This is a genomic window from Pararhizobium polonicum (assembly GCF_001687365.1).
In the GTDB taxonomy this organism is placed as follows: domain Bacteria; phylum Pseudomonadota; class Alphaproteobacteria; order Rhizobiales; family Rhizobiaceae; genus Pararhizobium; species Pararhizobium polonicum.
In genome coordinates this window covers 472720-498142 of sequence record NZ_LGLV01000004.1, presented here as the reverse complement: position 1 = coordinate 498142, position 25423 = coordinate 472720, and the positions used below count along the sequence as shown (strand labels likewise).

The following is a 25423-nucleotide window of genomic DNA, read 5'->3' as shown; positions in this document are numbered from 1 at the left end:
TAATTGGGGTCGATCGCGGATAGTCGGTCCGGCGTTTGCAGTAGCCCATCTGAGATGGCCATGTTAGCGTGGCTTACTCGGCAAGATTAACGCGATCTCGACCGTTGCCCTTTGCCCTATAGAGGGCATGATCGGCACGCTCGATCAAAGACGGGAGGCCTTCATCCTCCCGCGCAATCGCGACGCCAAAACTGGCCGTCGGGTGTGCCTCGCCCGCTACGGTGTCAAATGCGATTTGTTTAAACGCCGTTCTTATCTCTTCCGCCAATTGGTAGGCAGAGGCGCTCGCGTTTGAAGGCAACATGACTGCGAATTCTTCACCACCAAGACGCGCCGTGATCGCATCGCCGGGCGCCTTCTGCTTGAGAACCTCGGAAAACCTCCGAATGATCAAGTCGCCACCGCTATGGCCGAATAGATCGTTGATCGATTTGAAGTGGTCGAGATCAGCGAGGATCATGGCAGGCGGGTTGCCGGCCGTCCGCTTCGCTAATGCTCCTAGTGCGCGCGGCTCGAAGCCGCGGCGATTGAACAATCCGGACAGGGTGTCGATCAGTGCTTCCGTCTTGATTTCATCCATCACGTCGCTTGCAATAACCGCAAGCACACCAACAGCAGTCATCGCGCAGATAAGAGCATCGGAAATCGAAACGACAAGCCAGTAGGAATCTTCGAACCGCTCGCCGGCGGCCCCTGACGCGATCAGGAAGAGCGGGCGAAGAAGATAGCCTGCGCAAGATACGAGCAATAACCCGAGTAGCACCTGCTCGACCGGCGAGTGGCGCGGCGTCCTCGCGACATCCCACAACATCAGGAGGCTGAGCAGGGCCAGCCCGGAATTGAGAATGATGACGCGGGCGAGCAGGTTCGGTTCGATGAACTGATAATAGTAGAGCGGTCCGAGCGTGGCCGCAGCGATAGCCAAGAGAGCGCCGTAGCGAGGCTGTCGCAAGCGCCGATTGGACAAGCCGATAGAGAGCAGCATGATCGCGAACAGGAGAAAGATGTTCGCCGAATATCGCAAAGCCGGATTTTCAAGGGAGAAGGCAAAGTAGAAAATGCCGAAGCATAGCGACCGGATCCCATAGGATAGGCCGAGCACCCTTATATATTTCAGGGCGCGATTGTTTCGCCATATCGTTAGCAGCGCGATACAGAATATCGCAGCCATACTGGTGTTCAGCAAACCGATGACATTGTAATAGTTCATACATCCAATCAGTCGTGAAAATCCGGACCGGCCCGAATGATCGGAGAGGTTGCCATAATCCCGGTAAAGGCGACGTTAAGGTCATTCCCAAGCGAACGACCGCGTGAGAGATGATCGAGTGCGGCACCGAACGACCGATCCGAGGGCGTAAGCTGTCGTAGGAAAATCGAGTATCAGTGGCCGCTACGGGCCGGTTCCCGCCGGTCTGCTCCGATGCCGCATATTCGAAAGCGGACGCAATGCTCTAATCCATCGTCACCCGTTGACTTCAGCATTTTTCACCGCGATAGGGTCAAGCCAAAAAATGCAGCAAGCGCCAGCCAGACAACAATAGGAGTGCAAGAGTGAGCGAACCGACCGTAGCAGAGGCCACAAACCGCATTTATGATTCGCTCCAGGCGGACAATGCCGACATCGACGTGCATATCGCCACTCTCAAGGCAGCGTTGACACGAGCGGGTCTGAAAGAAGCCCTGTTCGACCCGGCCAGGCTCGTGCAGAACAATCGTTCCGGCAGGAAGCTCATGCAGGCCTACTTCCGGCAACGTGGCGTGACTGTGACATTCTCGGCTTCGTGACGCTTTGCTCGGACGTCAGACGGATCACAGCATCACGGCTGATGTGGTCAACCTTAACGCGGCCTGACGCCAAGCCTTTGCCTTCGGGTGTGAATTGAACTGCCTCCTCCGTTCCGGGGCGCAACGCTGCTGAAGCAACTTGGCAGATTTCGGCCCCATGCGGCCGAGACGCCACGGCTGTGACACCCCGGACGCAGACATTGCGGCGGCGCAAGCACGAAGCTATGTGTTTCGGCGGTATGCACAGCAATGGAGAAACGAGATTATCAAGATCATGGTATTGCTGCACAGCGCCGCTGGCGCTGATTGGCAGTCTCCCCCTAAAGGCACAAGCCTGAAGACTTTAAGCGAAGCCGAAGAGCAGGGCTTCATCCTGATCCGAGGGGAATTTCAGAAGCGGCAATTCCGCCTGACGGAGCTGGGCTGCGAATATGTCGAGCGCGACAAGCGGCGGCTGGACGCCCGCCGGCTCTGAAACGATCTCGTCGCGCTGCGCCGGGTTCAAAGGGCGGCGGCGAATGTCTGACCGGCCGGTTTCTCCTCCGGGCCGAAAGCGGCCTTGCCGGCTCACACGCCAGCGATCTCCAGTCTCTCCACACGCTTCCCCTCGGATAGCGCGAACGGTTGCGCCAGTCGCTTGCCGGTATCGGCGTCGAAGAAATGCAGCCGTTCCGGGGCGATGGAGAGCGACAGGCTTTCGCCGATCTCGATCTCGGGAGACAGCGATGCCGTCAGCTTCTTGCCGTCGACGGTGCCGTGAACCAGCCGTTGCGCACCGAGTTCTTCGATATAATCGACCTTCAGCGTCAGTGCCTGTTCGCCGGGGTTAGCGATCCGCAGGTCTTCGGCGCGGATGCCGACGGTGATCTGGCCCGGGAAGGCGGCGGGGCGGCCGAGGTCGAGGACCTGGCTGCCGAAATGCAGCTGCCTGCCTTCACGCGTGCCGCGCAGCAGGTTCATGGCCGGCGAGCCGATGAAGCTGGCAACGAAGGTGGAGGCGGGCGTGTGATAGACGTCGAGCGGCCGGCCGATCTGTTCGATCTCGCCACCGTTGAGGACGACAAGGCGGTCAGCCAGCGTCATCGCTTCCAGCTGGTCGTGGGTAACGTAGAGCGAGGTCGTGCCGAGACGCTTCTGCAGCTGCTTGATTTCGCCGCGCATGGAAACGCGCAGCTTGGCATCGAGGTTGGAGAGCGGCTCGTCGAACAGGAAGGCCGCGGGTTTGCGCACGATGGCGCGGCCCATGGCCACACGCTGGCGCTGGCCGCCGGAAAGGGCGCGCGGCTTGCGGGTGAGATATTGCTCGATCTCCAGCATGCGGGCGGCTTCCGCCACGCGCGCCTCGATCTCGGCCTTCGGCGTGCCGCGGTTTTTCAGGCCGTAGGCGAGGTTGTTGTAGACGGTCATGTGCGGGTAGAGCGCATAGTTCTGGAACACCATGGCGATGTCGCGCTCGGCCGGCTCGACATCGTTGATCACCCGGTCGCCGATTTCGACGGTGCCCTTCGAGATGGCCTCCAGCCCCGCCACCATGCGCAGGAGCGTGGACTTGCCGCAGCCGGACGGGCCGACCAGAACGATGAATTCGCCGTCATCGATGTCGATCGACACGGATTTCACCGCCTCGACGCCGCCTGCGTAGATCTTCGAAACATTGGTGATGTTGATCGCTGCCATTGTGGCGTTCCTCTACTTGTCGCTTTCGGTGAGGCCTTTGATGAACCAGCGCTGGAAGATCATGACGATCATCACCGGCGGCACCATGGCAAGGATCGCCAGGGCAAAGGCCTCGTTATAGTCGGGAATGTTGGAGCCGACCCAGACCAGCAGGATCTGCTTGATGCCGCGCACCAGCGTGAAGAAGCTCTCGTCGGTGGTCATCAGCGTCGGCCAGAGATACTGGTTCCAGCCATAGACGAACATGATGATGAAGATCGCCGCGATCATGGTTTTGGAGAGCGGCACGATCACGTCGATGAAGAACTTGAAGGGTCCGGCGCCATCGATGCGGGCGGCCTCCAGGAGTTCGTCGGGGATCGATTTGAAGAACTGGCGGAAATAGAAGGTGCCGGTGGCCGACGCCAGTAGCGGCACGATCAGGCCGGTATAGGTGTTGGTGAGGTGCAGCGTGTTCATCACCTCGTAGGACGGCAGAATGCGCACTTCGAGCGGCAGAAGCAGCGTCGTGAAGATCATCCAGAAGGTGATGGTGGCAAAGCGGAAGCGGAAATAGACCAGCGCATAGGCGGCCAGCATCGACAGGACGATCTTGCCGGCGGCAAAGCCGATGCCGAGGATCAGCGAGTTCATCATCATCCGAAGCCCGGTGATCTTGCCGGTAAAGCCGCCCTCTTTCGTCAGCACCTTGGTGTAGGTGTCGATGAAATGGCCGCCCGGCAGGATCTGCAAGCCGTTGCGGTGGATTTCGACCGCCTCGTGGCTGGACGTCATCAGTGCCACCAGAAGCGGGCCGACCATGAAGAACACGCCCATGATCAGGATGAAATGGTCGAAGATTTTCGTGCGATGCATGGTCTCGCCTCCGCTCAATTGTAGTGGACGCGCCGCTCGATGAAGCGGAACTGGAAGATGGTGAGCACGAAGACGATGATCATCAGGATGACGGATTGCGCCGAGGAGCTGCCGAGGTCGTTGCCGCGGAAGCCGTCCATATAGACCTTGTAGACCAGCGTGATCGGGTTGTTGGCGGCCTTGTCCTTCACCATCACGTCGATCACGCCGAACGTGTCGAACAGCGCGTAGGTGGTGTTGATGATCAGGAGGAAGAAGGCGGTCGGGGCAAGCAGCGGCAGGATGACGGTCCAGAAACGGCGAAAGCCGGAGCGGCAATCCATCAGGGCTGCCTCGCGCACCGACACCGGAATGCCCTGCAGCCCGGACAGGAAGAAGATGAAATTGTAGGGGATCTGCTTCCAGACCGAGACGATGATCATCGCAATGGCTGTGTCGTTGTAGTTGAGCCCGACCTGCATGTTCCAGCCGAACAGGGCGGCGAATTTGACCAGCGGGCCGATATGCTGGTCGAACAGCATCATCCCCATCAGGCCGGCCACCGGCGGGGCGATGGCGTAGACCCAGATCAACAGCGTCTTGTAGGTGGCATTGCCCTTGATCACGCCATCGGCCTTGACGGCCAGCAGCAGGCCGATCGCCAGCGAGAAGAAGGTGACGAGGGCTGTGAACACGGCGGTGAAGCGGGCAATGCCCAGATATTCGCCGGATTTCAGCACATCGGTGTAATTGGCCATGCCGACAAAGGTGGAGCCGAAGCCGAAGGGGTCTTCAAGGTAGAAGGACGACTGGATCGCCTGGATCGAGGGCCAGTAGAAGAACACGACGATGATGATCATCTGCGGCGCAAGGAAGAGATAGGGCAAAAGCGGCGAGCTGAATTGCACGCGCTTGGCCGCGCTGTCTTCCGGCGGCTTGCTCGGGGAGGTTCGCGGGCCGAAAAGGCGCGAAAACCCACCGGCGGCGGGGGCGGCGAGCGTTGCGGACATGGCCGAAGATGTGGGCGTGTTCGTCATGAACGGACTTTCAAGATTTGAAATACACCGGGCAAGATTTGAAATACACCGGGCGGCGAGGCCTGCCCCTCACCCTAGCCCTCTCCCCGCAGGCGGGGAGAGGGGATGAGGGAGTTTGCCGCCTGTCCTTCTCCCCGTCATACGGGAGAAGGTGGCCGAAAGGCCGGATGAGGGGCGCTCCCTCCCCCTTGTGGGGAGGGTTGGGGAGGGGATTTTAAAAAAGAACCCCTCCCGACCCTTCGGGCCACCCTCCCCACAAGGGGGAGGGAGATCAGAGATCAACCAGCCGTCTTGGCAAACCGGGCGAGAAGCTCGTTGCCTTCCTTCTCGATTGTGTCGAAGGCGTCCTTGACGGAGACTTCGCCCGCGAAGATGCGGCCGTATTCGCGTTCCATGATTTCGCGGATCTGCGGATAGAAGCCGAGGCGATAGCCCTTCGACCATTCGCCGGCCGGCAGCATCAGCTGCTGGATGCCGACTTCGGCGGCCGGCTTCTCGTTGTAGTAGCCTTCCTTCTTGGCCAGCTCATAGGCCGCCTTGGTGATGGCGACGTAGCCGGTGGCCTTGTGGTAGAAGACCTGGATTTCCGGCGAGGTCAGGAACTGGAAGAAGTCGGCAACGCACTTGTTTTCTGCGTCCGTCTTGCCGGACATGGCAAACAGGGCAGCGCCACCGATGAAGGACGAGGTGCCGGCGCCCTTGATCGAACCCCAGTAGGGTAGGAAGGTGGCCGAGAACGGCATCTGTGCCGTCTTGGTCAGGCCGCCGAACGAGCCCGAGGAGCCGATCCACAGAGCAGCCTTGTTTTCTTCGAACATTTTCTGGTTGTCGTTCCAGCTGGCGCCGTAAAAGGCGAAATAGCCTTCGTCCTTCCAGGCCTTCAGCTTGTCGAACATCATGATCAGGTTCGGGTCGGTGACCTTCAGCGTCGTATCGGTGACGCTGTCGTAGCCGTTGTTGTTGGAGGCGAACTGGATGTTGTTGCGCGAGAAGAAGTTCTCGGTGAACTGCCAGGTGAGCTGCGACTGGACGAGCGGGATGTAGCCGGCAGCCTTCAGCTTCGGCGCGGCGGCTTCGAACTCTTCCCAGGTCTTCGGCGCTTCGACGCCGGCCTTCTTCAGGGCCTCGTCGTTGATGTACATGATCGGTGCCGAGGAGTTGAACGGCATGCCGACAAACTTGCCGTCGCTGTCGGCGTAGAAGTAGCGAACGCCGTCGATGAAGGCGTCGCGGTCAAACTTGTAACCGGCCTTGTTGATCAGGTCTTCAGCCGGGATGACGGCGCCCTTGGCGTTGATGATCGTTGCCGCACCCGCGTCGAACACCTGCAGGATGTTCGGCTGTTCGCCCGAACGGAAGGCGGCGATACCGGACGCGAGCGCTTCCTCGTAGGTGCCCTTGGAAACCGGGGTCAGCGCGCAAGCGGTCTGGGCGGCGTTGAACTTGGTCGCGACTTCGTTGATGACTTCGCCGTTGCGGCCGGCCATGCCGTGCCACCAGGTGATGTTGGTCGCAGCAAACGAGGAGGTGGCGGAGAAGACCAGCGCGAGGCCGGTCATCGTGAATTTCCTGATCATGGCAGTTCCTTTCACCAGGTTTAGAGTGAGGAACCGGCTAAAGCCCTTTCGTGACGCGCGGATAACGCTTTTGTGTCGGAACGATTACAACTGTGCACAGCTGTTCAAAAAGCATCGGGAAGATGGACCGGCCAGCGCCACGGCGTGACGGAAACGATGTCGTAGCGGATTGAAAGACGTGCAAAATCCGGCTGCCTGGCCAGCCAGAGATCGCTTGCAGCGCGGATGCGGCGCTGTGCAAAATCGGAAACGGCGAAAACGGATTCGTCCAGCGAGCGGCGGGCTTTGACTTCGACGCACGCAATCAGATTGCCCTTGCGTGCAATGATGTCGATCTCGCCGAGCTTGGTGCGATAGCGAAAGGCGACGATGCGGTAGCCTTTGAGAAGCAGCGAAAGGGCGGCGCGATATTCCGCCAGCGCGCCGCGCCGGAGCGCCTTCAGTCTCTTCTTGTCGGGCGGCTCACGGTTCATTCCGGTCTTTGAGCTCCAGCAGCCGGTCGTAGAGATCCTTGCGGTTGAGGCCGGTCTGCTTGGCCGCTTCGGTTGCCGCCTTGCCGGTCGACATGTCCTTGACCAGCTTCAACAGGATGGCATCGACATCGTCAGCCTCGGGGGCTGCCGGCGCATCCGGCGGGCCGATGACAAGCACGATCTCGCCCTTGACGGTGGCGCCCTCGTCATAGAATGCCTTGAGCTCGGCCAGCGTGCCGCGGCGGAATTCCTCGAAGGTCTTGGTCAGTTCGCGGCAGACGGAAGCGCGGCGTTCGGGCCCGAGCACATCATGGGCGGCAACGATCGTCGCGGCGATCCGGTGCGGCGATTCAAAAAACATCAGGGTGGCGGGAATGGCGCTCAGTTCCGCGAACCGGTCGCGCCGCGCCTTGTCCTTGGAGGGCAGAAAGCCCGCGAACAGAAACGCATCGTTGGGAAGGCCCGAGCCGACAAGCGCTGCCAGCGGCGCGGACGCGCCGGGAATGGGAACGACCCGGTGGCCGGCCTCGATGGCGATCTGGCCGAGCCGGTAGCCGGGATCGGAGACCAGCGGCGTGCCCGCATCCGAAACCAGGGCAACGGATTTGCCCTCGTCGAGCGCGGCCAGAAGTTTTGGCCCGACTTCGTTGGCATTGTACTCGTGATAGGCATAGGGACGGTTGACGATGCCGTAGCGGTCGAGCAACACGCGGGTGACGCGTGTGTCCTCGCAGGCCAGCACATCGGCGCCGGCCAGCGTTTCCAGTGCCCGCAGCGTAATGTCGGAGAGATTTCCGATCGGGGTGGCGACGAGATAGAGCGCCGGTTCCAGCGGCCGGGCGGGCACGGCAATATTGTGCAGCCGGTAGCCCTTCTGCCGCTCGTTCGTCTGCGTTTCGCCCGATGCCTGCTTTTCCAAAACTGCTTACCTTTATGCCTTCGCCCGCCGTCGAACCGGCGTCTTTTCTTTATGGGTGAGCGCTCACGCTTCGGCAAGAGCGGCGGAATCGGGCAGAAGCAAACATTACTGGGGCTCTGCCATGGTTACCCCTTGCTTTCGACGGCTTTTTTCTGCCATTTTGCCCGTCCACATCTTTCCCGTCTGAAAGCGGGCACTTCAAAAGTTCAAGCCGGGAGGCGCGGCCCGCCCGGCGATGGTTGAAAGCGGTAGCATCCCATGCGCATTACTCTCGAGCGGTCCAATCTTCTGAAGTCGCTGAACCACGTTCACCGTGTGGTCGAGCGTCGCAATACCATTCCGATCCTCTCGAACGTGCTGCTGCGCTCCGATGGTGCAAGCCTTGAAATGAAGGCGACCGACCTCGACCTCGAAATCACCGAGGCGACGCCTGCACAGGTCGAGACGCCCGGCGCAACGACGGTGCCGGCGCATCTGCTTTACGACATCGTCCGCAAGTTGCCGGATGGTTCCGAAGTGGCGCTCGCCACCAATGCCGAAGGCACGGCGATGACGGTGCAGTCCGGCCGCTCGAAGTTCTCGCTGCAATGCCTGCCGCAATCGGATTTCCCGGATCTGACCGCCGGCGCCTTTACCCATACCTTCCGCATCAAGGCGACGGACCTGAAGATGCTGATCGATCGCACCCAGTTCGCGATCTCGACGGAAGAAACCCGCTACTACCTCAATGGCATCTATATCCACACGATCGAAAGCAAGGGCCAGCTGAAGCTGCGCGCCGTTGCCACCGACGGCCACCGTCTGGCCCGCGCCGATCTGGAAGCGCCATCGGGTTCCGAGGGCATGCCGGGCATCATCATTCCGCGCAAGACGGTCAGCGAATTGCAGAAGCTGGTCGACAATCCGGATGTGATCGTCACCGTCGAAGTGTCTGATGCCAAGATCCGTCTCACCATCGGTTCGATCATCATGACCTCGAAGCTGATCGACGGCACCTTCCCGGATTACCAGCGCGTCATCCCGGCCAACAACGACAAGGAACTGAAGATCGACTGCCAGTCCTTCGCCCAGGCCGTCGACCGCGTTTCGACGATCTCGTCCGAGCGTGGCCGCGCCGTCAAGCTGGCCCTGAGCGAGGGGCAGCTGACGCTCACCGTCAACAATCCCGACTCGGGCAGCGCGACGGAAGAATTGGCGGTCGGTTACGACAGCGATCCGCTGGAGATCGGCTTCAACGCCAAATACCTGCTCGATATCACCGCGCAGCTTTCCGGCACCGATGCCGTCTTCATGCTGGCCGATGCCGGTTCGCCGACGCTGGTGCGCGACATGGCGGGCGACGACGCACTCTACGTGCTGATGCCGATGCGGGTTTAGGCGCCAGGACGCCACATTCAAATGAAAGCGACGGCCGGATCATTCTCCGGCCGTTTTTGTACCTGCCCGGTGCCGCGCCTGTGTTATGGGACCTTCACAAATTGTATCGGCGGAACGCCTGCCAACGGAGTTGTTGGCTTGTCGATTTAATGGCGTGAAAAGACTTGTTTTTGTCGCAGTTGGCAACACATAATCGTTTTATAATTTAGGGTGCTGCGTCTGCGCCGACAGGCATGATATGCTGTTCAGCGCGCCGGCGACGTATTTGGTGGAGATACGCATGAATTTTCGTCTGAAAGAGCGTTTTGGCAAGAAATTCGACGAGGAAATTCGCTTCTTCAAGGGTTGGCGCAGCAATATGAAGGCGGTTGGCTCGATTGTGCCGACATCCGGAGTAACCGCCCGAAGAATGGCAAGCGTCGTCAATCCGCATTCGGGCCTGCCTGTTCTGGAGCTTGGACCGGGCACGGGCGTCATCACCAAGGCGATCCTGCAGAAGGGCGTGCAGCCTCAAAACCTGGTCTCCGTCGAATTTTCCACCGATTTCTTCCAGCACCTGGTCCGCACCTATCCCGGCGTCGATTTCATCAACGGCGATGCCTTCGATCTCGACAAGACGCTGGGCGCGCGAAACGGCCAGCAGTTCGACAGCGTCATTTCCGCCGTCCCCCTCCTGAATTTTCCGATGCATATGCGCGTGTCGCTGATCGACGACCTGTTGTCGCGGGTGCCCGTCGGCCGTCCGGTGATCCAGATTTCCTACGGTCCCCTGTCGCCGGTCGTGGCGATGCCCGACCGTTACCAGATTTCCCATTATGATTTCGTCGTCCGCAACATTCCGCCGGCGCAGTTGTGGGTCTATCGCAAGACGCATTGAGACCTCCCGATGTTCGGCATCTATCTGACGCATCCGCAAATCCGCATGGAGCCGGATGTGCCGGTCCCGCGATGGGGATTGTCCGATATCGGCAAAGCCCGTTCCGAGGCCGCGGCCCGGTGTGACTGGGCCAAGGCGCTGACCCGTATTGTCTCGAGCGACGAGACCAAGGCTTTGGAAACGGCAGCGATCCTGGCGGGGGCGGGCGGTATTCAGGTCGAGGTGCTGGCGCATGCCGGCGAAAACGACCGGTCGGCGACCGGCTTCCTGGTGCCGGACGAATTCGAAAAGGCGGCGAACTGGTTCTTCGCCAATCCGCAAGACAGCTTTAACGGCTGGGAGCGTGCCATCGATGCCCAGAAGCGGATCGTGACGGCTGTCACCTCCGTGCTCGACCGGCACGATCCGGCAAGGCCCATTGCGTTTGTCGGGCACGGCGGTGTCGGAACGCTGCTGAAATGCCATCTGGCCGGCCTGCCGATCGCGCGCAGCCACGACCAGCCGGCGGGCGGTGGCAATCTCTTCGCATTTGCTCTTGCAGACAGGTCCCCTGCATGCGACTGGACCGCCATGGAGCTCTGGCAAGGATGGCAACAATGACTGCGACCGCGCGCGACCGGCTGATCGTCGGCCTTGATATCCCCACCATCGGCGAAGCCGAGACGATCGTCAAAACGCTCGGCGACGACGTGCTGTTTTACAAGATCGGCTATCAGCTGGTCTTCGCCGGCGGGCTGGAGTTCGCCCGCGACCTTGCCAAGGATGGCAAGAAGGTCTTCCTCGACATGAAGCTGCTCGATATCGACAACACGGTTGCCAAGGGCGTCGAGAATATCGTCAAGATGGGCATGTCGATGCTGACGCTGCACGCCTATCCGAAAGCGATGCGGGCGGCGGTGGAGGCGGCCAGGGGATCGGACCTCTGCCTGCTCGGCGTCACCGTGCTCACCTCCATGGACGAGCAGGACGTCATCGACGCCGGCTACGAATATGATCCGCACACGCTGGTGCTGCGGCGCGCCGAACAGGCACGGGCAGCGGGCATGGGCGGCATCGTCTGCTCGGCCGAGGAATCGTCTGCCGTGCGCAAGATCGTCGGCCCGGATATGGCCATCGTTACCCCCGGCATCCGGCCGGCCGGCAGCGACAGGGGCGACCAGAAGCGCGTGATGACGCCGGCCGATGCGCTTGCCGCCGGATCGAGCCATCTCGTCGTCGCCCGCCCGATCGTCAAGGCCGCCGACCCGCGTGCTGCGGCGCGCGCCATCCTCGCCGAGATGACCGGCGCGCTCTGATTATTGGCCGTTGCCGGTAACGATGTTGCTGGGATCGGTGTTGCGGATGAGCGATGGCCCGCCGCCGATCAGGCGGTTGCCCGTGACCGTGTTGAACTGGGCAAAGTCCAGCGAGCTGAGGCTGCTGCCAAAGGGATGGGCGGGGTCCAGAAAGCAGTGACGCTGGACGCCGTTGCGTGAATTGAGCCAGACGGCGGGCTTGGCCGCGTAAGCCATCTGATAGGTGAATGTGTTGCCGGATATGGTGTTGTGCTGCGGTTTCTGATGCCGGATCGTTCCGCCTTCGCCGCAATTGCGATAGAGAAAAATCCCGCCGCTGATCGGATTGTCGAAACTGTTTCCGGAGATCGTGTTGTAGGCGGAACCGTCGATGGCGATCTGCTCGCGCTTGCCGACGATGCCAAAGTGATTTCCGCTGATCGTATTGCGCGCCGATTCGGCGTCAAGGTAGACGGCAAGGCCGTTGGTCCTGCCGGTCAAGGAGGATTTTTCCAGCGTAACACCGGTCACGCCGGGGCCGATATAAAGGGGAACCCTGCCATCGGCGAGAAAGGTCAGTTTGGAGAGCAGGATATGCGAAGGGGCCGATGCCTGGGCATGCGCCGTGTGATCCGGCGTCAGCGAGGACAATTGCACCTCCTTCGCCTGTCCGTTGGTGCCGAGCCCCTGAAGGCGAAGCGAGCCCCTGATGACGCAGTTGCGCACGGTGATGTCGGACGGCACGCTCCAGTCGCCGGTCTTGCTCTTGGTGGAGCGGATCAGCACCGTCGGCTTGCCGAAATTGAGCGTACTGCGCGAGCCGTCCAGCGTTGCGCCGTTGCAATCCAGCGTCGCTCCGGATGCTTTGGCGCCTGAAAAGATCAGGCGTTTGCTGATGACATCCGTCGGCGCAAGGCTGAGGTCGCAGCGGATCTCTACGCTTGCAGCCTGTGGGGTCGCAGGGGCCGTTGCGGCCGCGGTGACGTCCGGGGCGCATTGCATGGGTTTGGCGAGAGCGGGGTGCGCAGTCCCGGAACAGAGATAGAGCAGCACCGCCGCGCTCGTTGCCGCTGCCGTTTTGGCGGCTGACATCATACCTGACATTCCGGATCTCCAGCGTTTGTCCTGTCCGGCACGTTTGAAGGAACTGTCCTGCAAAGAGTGCCGCTGCGGCTTGACCCGCCAAATGAATTGACGGAATAAACCAGACGAATATTGCCGGGTTACGACGAAATTAGGGAGAAGGTCATGGCAAAGGGCTACTGGATTGCGCGGGTCGATGTCCGCGATGCCGAGCGTTACAAGGACTATGTCGCCGCGGCCAAGCCGGCGTTCGAGAAATACGGGGCGAATTTTCTGGCCCGCGGCGGTGCATTCCAGCGCCTGGAAGGCGATGTGCGCGGCCGCAACGTGGTGATCGAGTTCCCGTCGCTGCAGGCGGCCGTCGATTGCTACAATTCCCCGGAATACCAGATTGCCGCCGCCATCCGGCAGGAAGTCGCCGATGCCGAAATGGTCGTCGTCGAAGGCGCCTGACGGACCGCCGGGACTGCGGCGGAAGGTGGCAGAAAAGCCATTGCGATAAGCCTTTCCGTCGCCCGATGATTGGGCTATGTAGCTCACATACACCATGCTGAAGATCAGGAGTGCCTGTGCCATGACCTTGTCCAATCTCCCGCCGCTCGTCACTGTTTTCGGCGGGTCCGGATTTGTCGGCCGTCATGTCGTGCGGGCGCTTGCCAGGCGCGGCTTCCGCATCCGCGTCGCGGTCCGCCGGCCGGATCTTGCCGGTTTCCTGCAGCCGCTCGGCAATGTCGGCCAGATTTCCTTCGTTCAGGCCAATCTGCGGTATCGCAAATCGGTGGACGCGGCGGTGCAGGGCGCCGATCATGTCGTCAATTGCGTTGGTCTCCTGTTCGAGAGCGGCCGCAACACCTTCGATTCGGTGCAGGATTTTGGCGCCCGCGCGGTGGCCGAGGCTGCCCGGGGTGCCGGTGCGACGCTGACCCATATCTCCGCCATCGGCGCCGATGCCTCAGCCGAATCGCTGTACGCCCGCAGCAAGGGCCGCGCCGAAAAGGCGATCCTCGAGACGGTTGCGGACGCGGTCATCCTGCGGCCGTCGATCGTCTTCGGTCCGGAGGACGGTTTCTTCAACAAGTTCGCCGAAATGTCCCGCTTCTCGCCGGTCCTGCCCCTGATCGGCGGCGGCAAGACGGCGTTCCAGCCTGTTTATGTCACCGATGTCGCCGATGCGGTTGCCAAATCGGTGGAAGGCAAGATTGCCCGGGGCCGGATCTATGAAATCGGCGGCCCGGACGTCCTCACCTTCAAGAACTGTCTCGAGATCATGCTGAAGACCATCGATCGCCAGCGCGTGCTGCTGCCGATCCCCTTCGGCATTGCCTCGATGATCGGCTCGGTCGCGTCGATGGTACCGTTGATCACGCCGCCGCTGACCGTCGATCAGGTGACGCTGCTGAAGAGCGACAATGTCGTTTCCGCCACGGCACAGGCCGATGGACGCACGTTGCAGGCGTTCGGTATCGAGCCGACGTCGGTCGAAGCGGTTCTGCCCTCTTACATGGTGCGTTACCGCCCGCAGGGCCAGTATACCCGGTCCGGCAGCACCGCCTGAGCCATCGGCCGAAGGCGAAAATTCCTGGTTGCAATGAAAACCGCCGGCATCCACCGGCGGTTTCTTTTTGGTCGGCGCTGAACAAAGCGTTGCAGTTCTGCCTCACTTAAAAAAGCGATTGGCATTTACCGTCGATTCAACATGTGTCGATATTGATAACGTTGGTTCCAGCGCATAGACAGCAGCCGCGCCGCATCGTTCGGATCAGGACGACGGGCGCCGTCACATCATCTTGAGAGGCACATTCTTTATGGGCAAGTCGATCGCGATTTTCTTTGCGTGCGCGGCACTTATCATCCTGGCTGGATCCTTCGCTGCGCCGAAGACGGTCGCCAGCAATCACAGCGGTTGCGCGCCGGCCTATGGTGTCGATCCCTGCACCACGGCATCGATCGATACGCTCGCCGGCAAGTAAGATTTTCCGCCTCAAAACGGGCGGCACGAACTATGGCGGGGGCCAGGAACCGCATGCATCCTTTCAAACGGGATGCATGCGGTTTTTTTGTTGCCTGATCAGCTGACCCAGCCGACAGTCACCATGCCGAGAAGGGCCGCACCGAAGATGATGCGATAGATGGCAAAGGCGGTGAAACGGTTGTTCTGGATATAGTTCAGCAGCCATTTGACCGCGATGAATGCGGTGATGGTCGAGACGACGAAGGCGATGCCCAGCGACGTCCAGTCCTCGCTGCCGATACCGCCATCCTTGATCGTCGACAACAGTTCAAAGGCGCTGGCGGCATACATGGTGGGTATGCCGACCAGAAACGCGAATTCCGTTGCCGCGGCGCGGTTGCGGGTGCCGAAAATCATGGCGGCGAAAATGGTGGCGCCGGATCGCGACGTTCCAGGGAAGATGCCGGCAACGATCTGCGCCAGACCGACGATCACAGCGACCGTCCAGCTCACATGGCTGCTTTCAGGCCGCCGTGCCGCGATCTTTTCCGCGGCGATCATCCATAGCCCGCCGATGATGAGCGCCCAGGCGATGGGCGTGACACTTTCGGGTAGACGGAAGCCGAGCTTCTTGACGACCAGGCCGAGGATTGCCGTCACCAGAAATGCCAGAATCAATTTTCCGGCGTAGCTGCGGTTTTCCGGGTTGCGCCAGCCGATCAGAAGGGACAGCAGGCGCTGCCAATAGATGATGGTGACGGCAAGGATCGCGCCCGCCTGTATGACGATATTGAAGGTGTCGGAGCGCTGCCCCAGCCATTGCTCGGCAATGAGCAGGTGGCCCGTGCTGGATATCGGAAGAAATTCCGTAATGCCTTCGATAATCCCCAGAAGGATTGCGCTGATAATCGAGTGATCGCCCATAAGTTAAGCATCCCTGAAGAATTTGGGTTTAGAAACGTGGAATCGCCGCTACCTTGTGCCCGCGGCCATAAATTCCTATAGCTCTTTCCTGTAGACCGTGGCCAGCCGTAACCGCCGCGACAAAACCGTCTCCTCCCAATCGAACTGATGAAGCCTGACCAGCCATGCCGACACTTTATCATCACCCCATGTCCACCTCGTCGCGGTTCGTCCGACTGATCCTGTCGGAATACGGTTATCAGACGGAACTGGCGGAGGAACAGCCCTGGGAAAAGCGGCGTGATTTCCTGACGCTCAATCCCGCTGGCACGTTGCCGGTCTATGTCGATGACAGCATGAGGGCACTCTGTGGCGCGACTGTGATTTCCGAATATCTCGATGAGACCAATGGCGTCCTGAAGCGCGATCGCCGGCTTCTGGCCGAGGACCCCTTCCAGCGCGCCGAGATCCGCAGGCTGGTCGAATGGTTCCTGCAGAAGATGGAAGCGGACGTGACGCGGCCGCTGGTGCGCGAACGGATCTTCAAGCTGCAGATGACGCCGGATCAGGGTGGCGGTGCGCCCGATTCGAAGATGCTGCGCACGTCGCGCTCCAACATCCGCCAGCACCTGAAATATCTGGGCTGGCTCGCGGGCTCGCGCACCTATCTGGCCGGCGACCGGCTGTCCTATGCCGATCTTGCCGCCGCTGCCGCCATCTCGGTGCTGGATTATCTGGGCGAGATCGACTGGTCGGAGGCGCCCGCGGTCAAGGACTGGTATCAGCGGCTGAAGTCGCGGCCGTCCTTCCGGCCGTTGCTGGGCGAACGCGTGCGCGGCGTGACGCCCGTATCCCATTACGCCGATCTGGATTTTTAGAGCATGATGCCGAACAGTGTGAAGCGGTTTTCGGCCAATATCATGTTCCAGCGATAGGAGACGTCCGTGCCCGGCGATGCGCTCCACACGGAGAAGCATGACAAGAGGCTCCGGACGCTCACCCGCTTCCTGAAGGAAGAGGCCCGCGACAAGGGCTTCGATGTCTGCCGGGTGACGCTGCCCGATTCCATCCCGCAGGCCCCCGAACGCCTCGCCGATTTTCTGGATCGCGGCTATCACGGCACGATGGACTGGATGGCCGAGACGGCGGCCCGCCGGTCCGATCCACGCGTGTTGTGGAGCGATGTGCGTTCGGTCGTGCTGTTCGGCATGAATTATGGGCCGGACGAGGACCCGCGTTCGATCCTTGGCAAGCCCGATCTCGGTGCGATCTCGGTCTATGCCCGCAACCGTGACTATCACGATGTGATCAAGGGCAAGCTGAAAGAGGTCGCGACCCGTTTCGCAGCCAGGGCTGGCGTCGATGTCAAGGTGTTCGTCGATACGGCTCCGGTGATGGAAAAACCGCTGGCCGAGCAGGCCGGCCTCGGCTGGCAGGGAAAACATACCAATCTCGTCAGCCGCGAGTTCGGCTCCTGGCTGTTCCTGGGCAGCCTGTTCACCACGGCCGAACTGCTTGTCGATGCGCCGGAGCGCGATCATTGCGGTTCCTGCCGCGCCTGTCTGGACGCCTGTCCGACGGATGCCTTTCCAGCACCCTACAAGATCGATGCGCGCCGCTGCATTTCCTATCTGACGATCGAGCACAAGGGGCCGATCGATCCCGGCATTCGCGCGCGGATCGGCAACCGCATCTACGGCTGCGACGACTGTCTGGCCGCCTGTCCCTGGAACAAGTTTGCCGCGGCGGCCTCAGAGATGAAGCTGCAGGCGCGCGAGGATCTGAAGGCGCCGCCGCTGTCATATCTGCTGACGCTCGACGACACGGCGTTTCGCACGTTCTTTTCCGGCTCTCCGGTCAAGCGCATCGGCCGCGACCGGTTCGTGCGCAACTGTCTGATCGCCGCCGGCAATTCCGGCGATGCCGGCCTGATCGATATCTGTGCAGAATTGTCGAAGGATACATCGCCGACGGTGCGCGGCATGGCCATCTGGGCGTTGTCACGGCTGATGGCGGCTGGCGATTTTACGCATTTTGCGGCAAGACGGCATGGCGAGACCGATCCCGAGGTGCTCGCCGAATGGAAAATGGCAGGAGTTGTCTGATGCACGTTCTCACTCTCGGCGCCGGTTTCTCCGGTTCGGCAATTGCCAAAGCCTTCCTGCCGCTCGCGCAATCGGTGACGGGGACCACGCGGGGACCAGACAGGATTGCCGGCCTTCGGCAGCTGGGTATCGATGCGCTCGTTTATGACGGCGTGAGCATTTCGCCGGACCTTGCGGCCGCCATGCAGCGCACGACACATCTGATCCAGTCCATTGCGCCCGGCCATGACGGCGATCCGATGATGCATCCGCAAACGCCGCCGCTTGCCGAGCTGATGCCGAACCTGAAATGGGCGGGTTATCTCTCGACCGTCGGCGTCTATGGCGATCACGGTGGCGCATGGGTCACGGAGGCGGCGTCGCTGGAGCCGGTCTCCGCCCGCTCGGTGGAGCGTGTCGCCGCCGAAAAGGCGTGGCTCGCCTTTGGCGAGGAGAGCAATATTCCGGTCGCGGTGCTGCGCCTGTCCGGCATCTACGGTCCCGGCCGCAACGCCTTCTGCAATCTTGCCGCCGGCACGGCACGCCGGTTGATCAAGCCGAACCAGGTTTTCAATCGCATCCGTGTCGAGGACATTGCCGGTGCCGCGCTGTTCCTGTCCGGACGCGCCATCGGCGGCATCTTCAATGTCACCGATCACGAGCCGGCGCCGCCGCAGGATATCGTGGCGGAAGCCGCCCGCCTGATGGGGGTGACCCCGCCCCCTGAAATCCCCTTCGAGACCGCCGAACTCACGCCGATGGCCCGGTCTTTCTATGGTGAGAACAAGCGCGTCTCCAATGCACGCCTGCGTGATCTCGGCTTCGTCTTTCGCTTTCCGGACTATCGGATTTCGCTAGCGGATTTATGGAATGGCGGACACTGGCGGGGTTGATCTTCGCAGTAATGCGTGTCGGCGATAGTGTATGAACGATTGCTGACAGATCGGTCTTCCGGCTGTCGCAGTATCCACGGAAAAGTCGTCGTTTGATCTATAAAAGTGGATAGAATATCTCTCTATACTTGGCCAATTGAATGCAACCAAAGCGGGATTATGTGGTTTTCCAGCTCGCGGATCTGCCAGATTTAGCCAATTTCAAAAAATTGAATCGTTTTTTATGTGCACCGATGAGTTCACGGCGGCGTGATCGCGCGATCTTGGATTACCGACTGATTCCAAAGCATTTCTGCGGATATGTGACAGCAATTCAACATTTCGTAATTTTAGTTTTTCGTAGATCGTCAATATATCCTAATGCAAAGTTAATGGTTGAGGCACGTTTTCGCCATTTTTCGCCCCGACAAGCACGACCTTCGTAAGGATTGACTAAATTTCAACCGAAGGGGTCATCTGTTTGATCAAGATGAAGTTCACGTCTGCTGCGCTGGCAGCACTCTTTGCCGTGGGGGCAACCTTTACATCTGTGACACCAAGCCAGGCTGCCGGAACCGGCTGCGGCGGCGCATCCTGGTACGCGCTGTCGTCACGCACGGCATCCGGCGAACGGATGAACGCCTCCTACCTGACGGCCGCGCATCGCAATCTCAAGTTCGGCACCAAGGTCGCCGTCACCAACAAGCGCAACGGCAAGACCGTCGTCGTTCGCATCAACGACCGGGGCCCTTTCATTCGCGGCCGCGTTCTCGATCTCTCCAAGGCTGCCGCCTCCCATATCGGCATGATCAATTCCGGCACTGCGAGCGTCTGTTATCGCATCGTCAGCTGATATCGAAACGTGCCTGTCCGGATTTTGTTCCGGCTGGGTTTGATCCGGTACGATCGGGGAGGGACCGCCTCCCGCATCGGCCATCGCCTCGCATCCGGTCAGCAATCGTCACGGTCCGCCGCATCCCGGCTTGCTCTTGACGGCCATCACCGCTACCACGGCGGAAAATGGAGTTTGAAAGATGCGACTGGGTGGCAGGCTCGCCGGAGCCATTGAGGTTCTTGCCGATATAGAGACGCGCAAGCGTCCGGTTGCCGATGCTCTCAAGGATTGGGGGCTGGCACATCGTTTCGCCGGGTCCGGCGATCGCGCCGCGATCGGCAATATCGTCTATGACGCCCTGCGCATGAAGCTCTCGCACGCCTATCTGATGGACAGCGACAGCGCGACAGCGCTCGGCCACGCCGTGATGTTCCGCCAGTGGGGCGTTTCGCCCGAACAGCTGGCCGGTGAACTGGAGGGCGACAAGTTTGCGCCTGAGCCCCTGACAGCCGAGATGATCGCCGCTTTTGCCAGCCGCAAGCTCGAAGATGCGCCGGCGCATGTCCAGGGCGATATCCCGGAATGGGTGCAGCCGTCCTTTGAGGAAAATTTCGATGAAGACTGGCTCGCCGAAGCCAAGGCGCTGGCCGGACGCCCGGCGCTCGACCTGCGCGTCAACACCCTGAAGGCAACGCGCGAAAAGGTTCTGAAGGCGCTGGATCGCAGCGCCGTCGAGCCGGCAGCGATCGCCCGGCAGGGTATCCGCGTCCAGGCGGGCGAGGGCGCATCGCGCCTGCCCAATGTCACGGCGGAGATCTCGTTCGAGAAGGGCTGGTTCGAGGTTCAGGACGAAGGCTCGCAGATCGTCGCCGATCTCGTCATGCCGAAGGAAGGCGACCAGATCCTCGATTATTGCGCCGGCGGCGGCGGCAAGACACTGGCGATGTCGGCGGCCATGAACAACAAGGGCCAGATCCACGCCTACGACACCGATCGCAAGCGTCTCGCGCCGATCATCGAGCGGCTGAAGCGGGCAGGCACCCGCAACGTCCAGGTCCATGACCGGCTGGAAGGCCTGACGCCGCTCATCGGCCGGCTCGATCGTGTTCTCGTGGATGCCCCCTGCACCGGCACCGGCACCTGGCGGCGCCGTCCCGACACGAAGTGGCGGCTGACACAGAAGAATCTCGAGGAACGGCTGGGCCAGCAGCGGCAGGCGCTTGCCGGTGCAGCACCCTTCGTGCGCGTTGGCGGCCATCTCATCTATGTCACCTGTTCGGTGCTGCCGGAGGAAAACGAGGCGCAGGTCTACGCTTTCTGCGAGGACAATCCGGAATTCGAAATCCTGTCCGCAGCCGATAGCTGGGCTGACCTGTTCGGCACCGACAAGAAGCAGCCGTGGTCGGCCGACATGAAGACGGTGACGCTGACGCCGGCCTCCACCGATACCGACGGATTCTTCTTCTGTCTGATGGGCCGCAAGGGCTGAATGGCGGATGCCGTCCGGTGCTCTTCGCATCCGATTCTACATTGAAAATGTTCTAAACTATACGCTTTGACACAAGTTTAGTTTTGGTTCATGAAATCCGGGCTGAACAGCCAACGTCCATCGATCGGGCCGCGCGGCTTGCGCGACCGTTGACACCGGACGGCCGGGAACGCCGACTTCAATCGGCAACATACCAGGAGAGATCATGACCACATCATTCCTTCGCAACGCCGCGCTGGCGCTTGTCACCGCAACCTCGGTGCTCGCACTGCAGCCAGCGCAGGCCGCAACCGATGCCGCTGCCGTCGTCAAGCATTATGCCGACGTGGCGTTTGCCAAATATTCGGACGCCCTGACGACCGCCGAGACGCTCGACAAGGCCGTCGACGCGCTGATCGCCACCCCGAGCGAAGCGACGCTGAAGGCGGCGCGCGAAGCCTGGCTTGCCGCCCGCAATCCCTATCAGGAAACCGAAGTCTACCGCTTCGGCAACCCGATCGTCGACGAGTGGGAAGGCAAGGTCAATGCCTGGCCGCTGGACGAAGGCCTGATCGATTACGTCGATCCGAGCTACGGCACGGAAAGCGACGAGAACGCGCTGTTCACCGCCAACGTCATCGCCAACAAGACGATCAAGATCGACGGCAAGGATGTCGACGCCACCAACATCACGCCGGAATTCCTGTCGGGCACGCTGCAGGAGGCTGGTGGTATCGAGGCGAACGTCGCCACCGGCTATCACGCCATCGAATTCCTGCTCTGGGGCCAGGACCTGAACGGCACGGGCCCGGGCGCCGGCAACCGGCCCTACACCGACTACGATACGAAGAATTGCACCAACGGCAATTGCGACCGCCGCGCCACCTATCTGAAGGCTGCGACCGATCTCCTGGTGTCCGACCTGAAGGACATGGTCGCCAACTGGACGCCGGATGGCGCCGCCACCAAGAATATCGAGGCCGATCCCAAGGCTGGCCTCGGCGCCATCCTGACGGGCATGGGCTCGCTTTCCTATGGCGAGCTTGCCGGCGAGCGCATGAAGCTCGGCTTGCTGCTGCACGATCCGGAAGAAGAGCACGACTGCTTCTCCGACAACACCTACAACTCGCATCTGCACGATGCGATCGGTATCCAGGCCGCCTATACCGGCGAATATACCAGAGTCGACGGCACCAAGCTGACCGGTCCTTCGCTGTCGGAAATCGTTGCCGCCAAGGATCCGGCGCTCGACAAGGAAATGAAGGAAAAGCTGGCCACCACCATGGCGGCCATGGAAGCCATGGCCAAGCGCGGCCAGACCGTCGAAGCCTATGACCAGATGATCGGCGAGGGCAACACCGAGGGCAATGCCGTCGTTCAGGCCGCCATCGATGGCCTCGTCGCACAGGCAAAGACGGTCGAGCGCGTCATTGCGTCACTGGATCTCGGCGCGATTGAGCTTGAAGGTTCCGACAGCCTGGATAATCCTAACGCTGTCTTCAAATGAGAAAGCAAAGGCGGGCCGTCGCGTGTCGTGAGCGGCCCGGTTTTTTCTGAATGCGTATTTGGGGTCTCGCGCGTCTGAGATTGCCGCTTGCTGTCGCACTCTGTTGCGCAGCGGGCGGCTTTTCCGTTTTTGGCGAGAGTCTCTCGCCCGGGACAGAGGAGGGGAAGGCCCCGGTAAAAACGGAAAGCCTTGCGGAAACAATTCCGCTGTCCTCCAGCCGCGACGACCTGACGGACGCCGACCGGGCCCGCGTCCAAACCGTCACCCGCCCCGCCACCCATTTTTCCAAGCCCGAGACGTTCGAGGCCATGTCCGGTGGTGCCGGTACCTCCATCGCGTCGGTCAACCGGGACAGTTTCTCGCAGTTCTCAGCCAATATCACCTTTGCCGAGGAAGAAACTTTCAAGCTTGGCAATGCGCTGTTCCGCAAGCTCTGGGTCTCGTCACCGTCGTCGACGCAGGCCTCCGATGGCCTTGGCCCGCTCTACAATGCCCGTGCCTGCCAGACCTGCCATGTGAGGGATGGCCGCGGGCATCCGCCGGAAGGGGCTGATGCGACATCGATGTTCCTGCGGCTGGCCCGCGCGCCGAAAACGGATGCCGAGCGGGCGGCAATCGCAGCTCATGAGGTCCTGAATTTTCCCGATCCCGTCTATGGCGCACAGTTGCAGGACAGGGCGGTGCCCGGCCTGCCCGCTGAAGGCCATATGAAGATCAGCTATACCGAAACCCCGGTTAAGCTTGCCGGCGGCGAAACGGTTTTGCTGCGCAAGCCGCACTATACGGTCGAGAACCTTGGCTACGGCCCTCTCGATGAAACGACGACGCTGTCGCCCCGCGTCACGCAGGCCATGGCCGGGCTCGGGCTGGTGGAAGCCATCCACCCGGCCGATATCATGGCGAATGCCGATCCGGACGACAAGGATGGCGACGGCATTCGCGGCAAGCCGGCGCTGGTACGCGATCCCGTGTCCGGCAAGCTGGTGCTCGGCCGCTTCGGCTGGAAGGCGCAGAGCGCCACGGTGCGCCAGCAGACCGCCGATGCGCTGGCCGGAGATATCGGCATTTCGTCGCCCGCCGCAAAGCGCAACTACGGAGATTGCACGCCCGCCCAGACCGCCTGTTTCGCCATGGCCAATGGTGTGCAGGCGCGGCTGGGCGATACGGAGGCGCCCGATCCCGTGCTTGACCTCATCACCTTCTACTCGGAAAACCTGGCCGTGCCCGCGCGGCGCAAGGCAAGCTTTCCCGAAACGCTCGCAGGCAAGAAGGTTTTTTACGAAACCGGCTGCATCTCCTGCCATGTCCCGAAATTCGTCACCCGCCGCGATGCCGCCAACACGGCGCATGCGTTCCAGTTGATCTGGCCCTATTCCGATTTTCTGCTGCATGACATGGGCGAGGGGCTTGCCGACGGCCAGCAGGTGGGCGAAGCATCGGGCAGCGAATGGCGCACGCCGCCGCTTTGGGGTATCGGTTTGACGAAGGTGGTGAGCGGCTACACCTTCTTCCTGCATGACGGCCGCGCCCGCAATCTGACGGAAGCCATTCTCTGGCATGGCGGCGAGGCGGCAAAGGCCCGCGACCGGTTTGCCGCTCTTGAAAAAGCCGATAGACAAGCCCTGATCACATTTCTGGAGTCTCTTTGATGCGCCACCGGCATATCCTGCTTTTCAGCCTCGGCCTGATGGTCCTGCCCTTGCCCGCCATGGCCCAGGATGCCGAAGAGATTTCACCGCCGCGCGCCGGGTTGAACCAGGATGCCGTCCCCGGCGTCATGCAGAAGGCCGTCGACGATTTCATCCGCCCCGGCTACCGCGACTTGGCGGAGGGCACCGAAGCGCTCGCCGAGGCAGCGCACATGCTCTGCGAGAAGCCGTCCGACGAGACGCTGGGCGATGTGCAGATGAGCTTTGACGAAGTCGTCCAGCAATGGTCGACGATCGAGATCGTCCGCGTCGGACCGGTCGTCGACGGCAACCGTTTCGAGCGGTTCCTGTTCTTTCCGGACCGCAAGAGCACCGGCCTGAAACAGGTGCAGCGCATTCTGGCGGCGAAGGACGAAACCGCCACCTCGGCGGAAACGCTGAAAGGAAAGAGCGTGGCCGCCCAGGGCCTCGGGGCGCTCGAATATGTGCTCTACGGGACGGATGCGGAGGTTCTGTCCTCGGAAAAGAACGGCTTCCGTTGCCGCTATGGCGCGGCCATCACGGACAATCTGAAGTCCGTGGCTGCCGAGCTTCATGCCGATTGGGAAAAGCCGGATGGAATTCAGGCCGCCTGGAAAAAGCCCGGTCCGGACAATCCTGTCTACCGCGACGGCAAGGAGGTGGCGACCGAGCTGCTCGGCATCCTCGTCCATGGGGTCGAAGGCATCCGGGACCAGCGGCTGCGGCCCTTCTATGCCGGCATCATCAAGGGCGAGCCTGACAAGGGCCATCCGAAAATGGCGATCTACTGGCGCTCCGGCAACACCATGCCGGCGATCTCGGCGAACTTCACGGCGCTGCAGACCCTGTTCAACGCCAGCGACATGCAGGCCCTGCTGCCGAAGGAAGACCAGTCCGTGGTGAGCGCCGTCAACTATGTCCTGCAGGCCATCGTCGACGATGCCGACCAGATCGACCTGCCGATCGACGAGGCGATTGCCGATGACGAGCAGCGCGGCAGGCTGAACCGCATCCTGCAGAACACCAACGACGTTCTCCAGCGCCTCAATCTCGACTTCGGGGCGGCGATCGGGCTTGGTGCGGGCTTCTCCTTCGCCGACGGCGACTGAGCGTGGCGGTACCATTTCGAGCTTTCGCAAGCGGTTGACAACAAATGAACATTGGCGCAAGGGATCGGCTGTGCTCCATCCGCGGGCACGGCCAAACAAGGATCAACG

26 protein-coding genes are annotated in these 25423 nt (G+C 61.2%); 17 read left to right on the top strand and 9 right to left on the bottom strand.

The genetic code is table 11. The features are described 5' to 3' along the window. Nucleotides 1-73: 73 nt before the first annotated feature. A complete protein-coding gene (locus ADU59_RS04110; RefSeq protein ID WP_068951917.1) occupies nucleotides 74-1210 on the bottom strand; it encodes a GGDEF domain-containing protein in 1137 nt (378 codons plus the stop codon). A gap of 344 nt (nucleotides 1211-1554) precedes the next feature. Here ADU59_RS04110 and ADU59_RS04105 point away from each other — a divergent pair, with 344 nt between their 5' ends. Together ADU59_RS04105 and ADU59_RS29500 are read left to right on the top strand one after the other, a co-directional pair. After that, nucleotides 1555-1788, top strand: coding sequence for a hypothetical protein (locus ADU59_RS04105; RefSeq protein ID WP_068951915.1), 234 nt, complete (start codon nucleotides 1555-1557; stop codon nucleotides 1786-1788). Nucleotides 1789-2062: 274 nt separating this feature from the next. Then, nucleotides 2063-2263, top strand: a complete 201-nt coding sequence (locus ADU59_RS29500; RefSeq protein ID WP_083198132.1) for a hypothetical protein — start codon at nucleotides 2063-2065, stop codon at nucleotides 2261-2263. A gap of 92 nt (nucleotides 2264-2355) precedes the next feature. On the opposite strand, the gene ADU59_RS04100 is transcribed toward ADU59_RS29500, so the two are convergent. From ADU59_RS04100 to rsmI, 6 genes are all read right to left on the bottom strand, one after another. Beyond that, a complete protein-coding gene (locus tag ADU59_RS04100; RefSeq protein ID WP_068951913.1) occupies nucleotides 2356-3465 on the bottom strand; it encodes a sn-glycerol-3-phosphate import ATP-binding protein UgpC in 1110 nt (369 codons plus the stop codon). A gap of 12 nt (nucleotides 3466-3477) precedes the next feature. Further along, entirely contained in the window at nucleotides 3478-4320 is an 843-nt protein-coding gene (ugpE, locus tag ADU59_RS04095) for a sn-glycerol-3-phosphate ABC transporter permease UgpE (protein ID WP_068951911.1), read from the bottom strand. A gap of 14 nt (nucleotides 4321-4334) precedes the next feature. Next, complete coding sequence (locus tag ADU59_RS04090) at nucleotides 4335-5159, bottom strand: ABC transporter permease subunit (protein WP_099050757.1); 825 nt, start codon at nucleotides 5157-5159, stop codon at nucleotides 4335-4337. 455 nt (nucleotides 5160-5614) lie between these two features. Then, nucleotides 5615-6913: an extracellular solute-binding protein gene (locus ADU59_RS04085; protein WP_068951909.1), complete on the bottom strand. Its 1299-nt coding sequence runs from the start codon at nucleotides 6911-6913 to the stop codon at nucleotides 5615-5617. 104 nt (nucleotides 6914-7017) lie between these two features. Then, a complete protein-coding gene (locus ADU59_RS04080) occupies nucleotides 7018-7386 on the bottom strand; it encodes a YraN family protein (RefSeq protein WP_068951907.1) in 369 nt (122 codons plus the stop codon). Further along, complete coding sequence (rsmI, locus tag ADU59_RS04075; RefSeq protein ID WP_068951905.1) at nucleotides 7376-8305, bottom strand: 16S rRNA (cytidine(1402)-2'-O)-methyltransferase; 930 nt, start codon at nucleotides 8303-8305, stop codon at nucleotides 7376-7378. The genes ADU59_RS04080 and rsmI overlap by 11 nt, the downstream gene beginning before the upstream one ends. A gap of 258 nt (nucleotides 8306-8563) precedes the next feature. Between rsmI and dnaN the strand changes: the two genes are divergently transcribed. The 4 genes from dnaN (at nucleotide 8564) to pyrF (ending at nucleotide 11854) form a co-directional block, all read left to right on the top strand. Then, a complete protein-coding gene (gene dnaN, locus ADU59_RS04070) occupies nucleotides 8564-9682 on the top strand; it encodes a DNA polymerase III subunit beta (RefSeq protein ID WP_068951903.1) in 1119 nt (372 codons plus the stop codon). Nucleotides 9683-9962: 280 nt separating this feature from the next. Further along, the gene (gene pmtA, locus ADU59_RS04065; RefSeq protein WP_068951901.1) at nucleotides 9963-10559 is read left to right on the top strand and encodes a phospholipid N-methyltransferase PmtA; all 597 of its coding nucleotides are present in this window, start codon (nucleotides 9963-9965) and stop codon (nucleotides 10557-10559) included. Between the two features lie 9 nt (nucleotides 10560-10568). After that, nucleotides 10569-11159, top strand: a complete 591-nt coding sequence (locus ADU59_RS04060; protein WP_068951899.1) for a histidine phosphatase family protein — start codon at nucleotides 10569-10571, stop codon at nucleotides 11157-11159. Beyond that, nucleotides 11156-11854, top strand: a complete 699-nt coding sequence (gene pyrF / locus ADU59_RS04055; RefSeq protein WP_068951897.1) for an orotidine-5'-phosphate decarboxylase — start codon at nucleotides 11156-11158, stop codon at nucleotides 11852-11854. The genes ADU59_RS04060 and pyrF overlap by 4 nt, the downstream gene beginning before the upstream one ends. On the opposite strand, the gene ADU59_RS04050 is transcribed toward pyrF, so the two are convergent. Then, nucleotides 11855-12937: a NosD domain-containing protein gene (locus tag ADU59_RS04050; RefSeq protein ID WP_244506338.1), complete on the bottom strand. Its 1083-nt coding sequence runs from the start codon at nucleotides 12935-12937 to the stop codon at nucleotides 11855-11857. It abuts the gene before it with no gap. A 144-nt stretch (nucleotides 12938-13081) separates the two neighbouring features. On the opposite strand from ADU59_RS04050, the gene ADU59_RS04045 reads away from it, so the two are divergent. The 3 genes from ADU59_RS04045 (at nucleotide 13082) to ADU59_RS30835 (ending at nucleotide 14886) form a co-directional block, all read left to right on the top strand. Then, on the top strand, nucleotides 13082-13369 hold the full coding sequence (locus ADU59_RS04045) for a DUF1330 domain-containing protein (protein WP_068951894.1): 288 nt from the start codon (nucleotides 13082-13084) through the stop codon (nucleotides 13367-13369). A 121-nt stretch (nucleotides 13370-13490) separates the two neighbouring features. After that, nucleotides 13491-14471 (top strand): complex I NDUFA9 subunit family protein, encoded by a 981-nt coding sequence (locus tag ADU59_RS04040; RefSeq protein WP_068951892.1) that lies wholly within the window; start codon nucleotides 13491-13493, stop codon nucleotides 14469-14471. A gap of 250 nt (nucleotides 14472-14721) precedes the next feature. Then, nucleotides 14722-14886 carry a hypothetical protein gene (locus ADU59_RS30835; RefSeq protein ID WP_099050741.1) on the top strand — a complete coding sequence of 55 codons (165 nt, stop codon included), beginning with the start codon at nucleotides 14722-14724 and terminating at the stop codon, nucleotides 14884-14886. A 98-nt stretch (nucleotides 14887-14984) separates the two neighbouring features. Here the strand turns inward: ADU59_RS30835 and ADU59_RS04035 are convergent, their stop codons facing one another. Then, entirely contained in the window at nucleotides 14985-15791 is an 807-nt protein-coding gene (locus tag ADU59_RS04035) for an undecaprenyl-diphosphate phosphatase (RefSeq protein WP_068951890.1), read from the bottom strand. Between the two features lie 164 nt (nucleotides 15792-15955). On the opposite strand from ADU59_RS04035, the gene ADU59_RS04030 reads away from it, so the two are divergent. From ADU59_RS04030 to ADU59_RS03995, 8 genes are all read left to right on the top strand, one after another. Beyond that, nucleotides 15956-16648 (top strand): glutathione S-transferase family protein, encoded by a 693-nt coding sequence (locus ADU59_RS04030; protein WP_068951889.1) that lies wholly within the window; start codon nucleotides 15956-15958, stop codon nucleotides 16646-16648. Between the two features lie 66 nt (nucleotides 16649-16714). After that, entirely contained in the window at nucleotides 16715-17875 is a 1161-nt protein-coding gene (gene queG / locus ADU59_RS04025; RefSeq protein ID WP_068951887.1) for a tRNA epoxyqueuosine(34) reductase QueG, read from the top strand. Then, nucleotides 17875-18747: an SDR family oxidoreductase gene (locus tag ADU59_RS04020; protein ID WP_068951885.1), complete on the top strand. Its 873-nt coding sequence runs from the start codon at nucleotides 17875-17877 to the stop codon at nucleotides 18745-18747. The genes queG and ADU59_RS04020 overlap by 1 nt, the downstream gene beginning before the upstream one ends. A gap of 469 nt (nucleotides 18748-19216) precedes the next feature. Further along, nucleotides 19217-19579, top strand: a complete 363-nt coding sequence (locus tag ADU59_RS04015; RefSeq protein WP_068952572.1) for a septal ring lytic transglycosylase RlpA family protein — start codon at nucleotides 19217-19219, stop codon at nucleotides 19577-19579. A gap of 181 nt (nucleotides 19580-19760) precedes the next feature. Beyond that, the gene (locus ADU59_RS04010) at nucleotides 19761-21050 is read left to right on the top strand and encodes an RsmB/NOP family class I SAM-dependent RNA methyltransferase (RefSeq protein ID WP_068951883.1); all 1290 of its coding nucleotides are present in this window, start codon (nucleotides 19761-19763) and stop codon (nucleotides 21048-21050) included. A 205-nt stretch (nucleotides 21051-21255) separates the two neighbouring features. After that, nucleotides 21256-22536 carry an imelysin family protein gene (locus tag ADU59_RS04005; protein ID WP_068951882.1) on the top strand — a complete coding sequence of 427 codons (1281 nt, stop codon included), beginning with the start codon at nucleotides 21256-21258 and terminating at the stop codon, nucleotides 22534-22536. A 50-nt stretch (nucleotides 22537-22586) separates the two neighbouring features. After that, a complete protein-coding gene (locus tag ADU59_RS04000) occupies nucleotides 22587-24185 on the top strand; it encodes a di-heme oxidoreductase family protein (RefSeq protein WP_083198113.1) in 1599 nt (532 codons plus the stop codon). Then, a complete protein-coding gene (locus ADU59_RS03995; RefSeq protein WP_068951880.1) occupies nucleotides 24185-25315 on the top strand; it encodes an imelysin family protein in 1131 nt (376 codons plus the stop codon). Before ADU59_RS04000 ends, ADU59_RS03995 begins: the two co-directional genes overlap by 1 nt. Nucleotides 25316-25423: the final 108 nt, after the last annotated feature.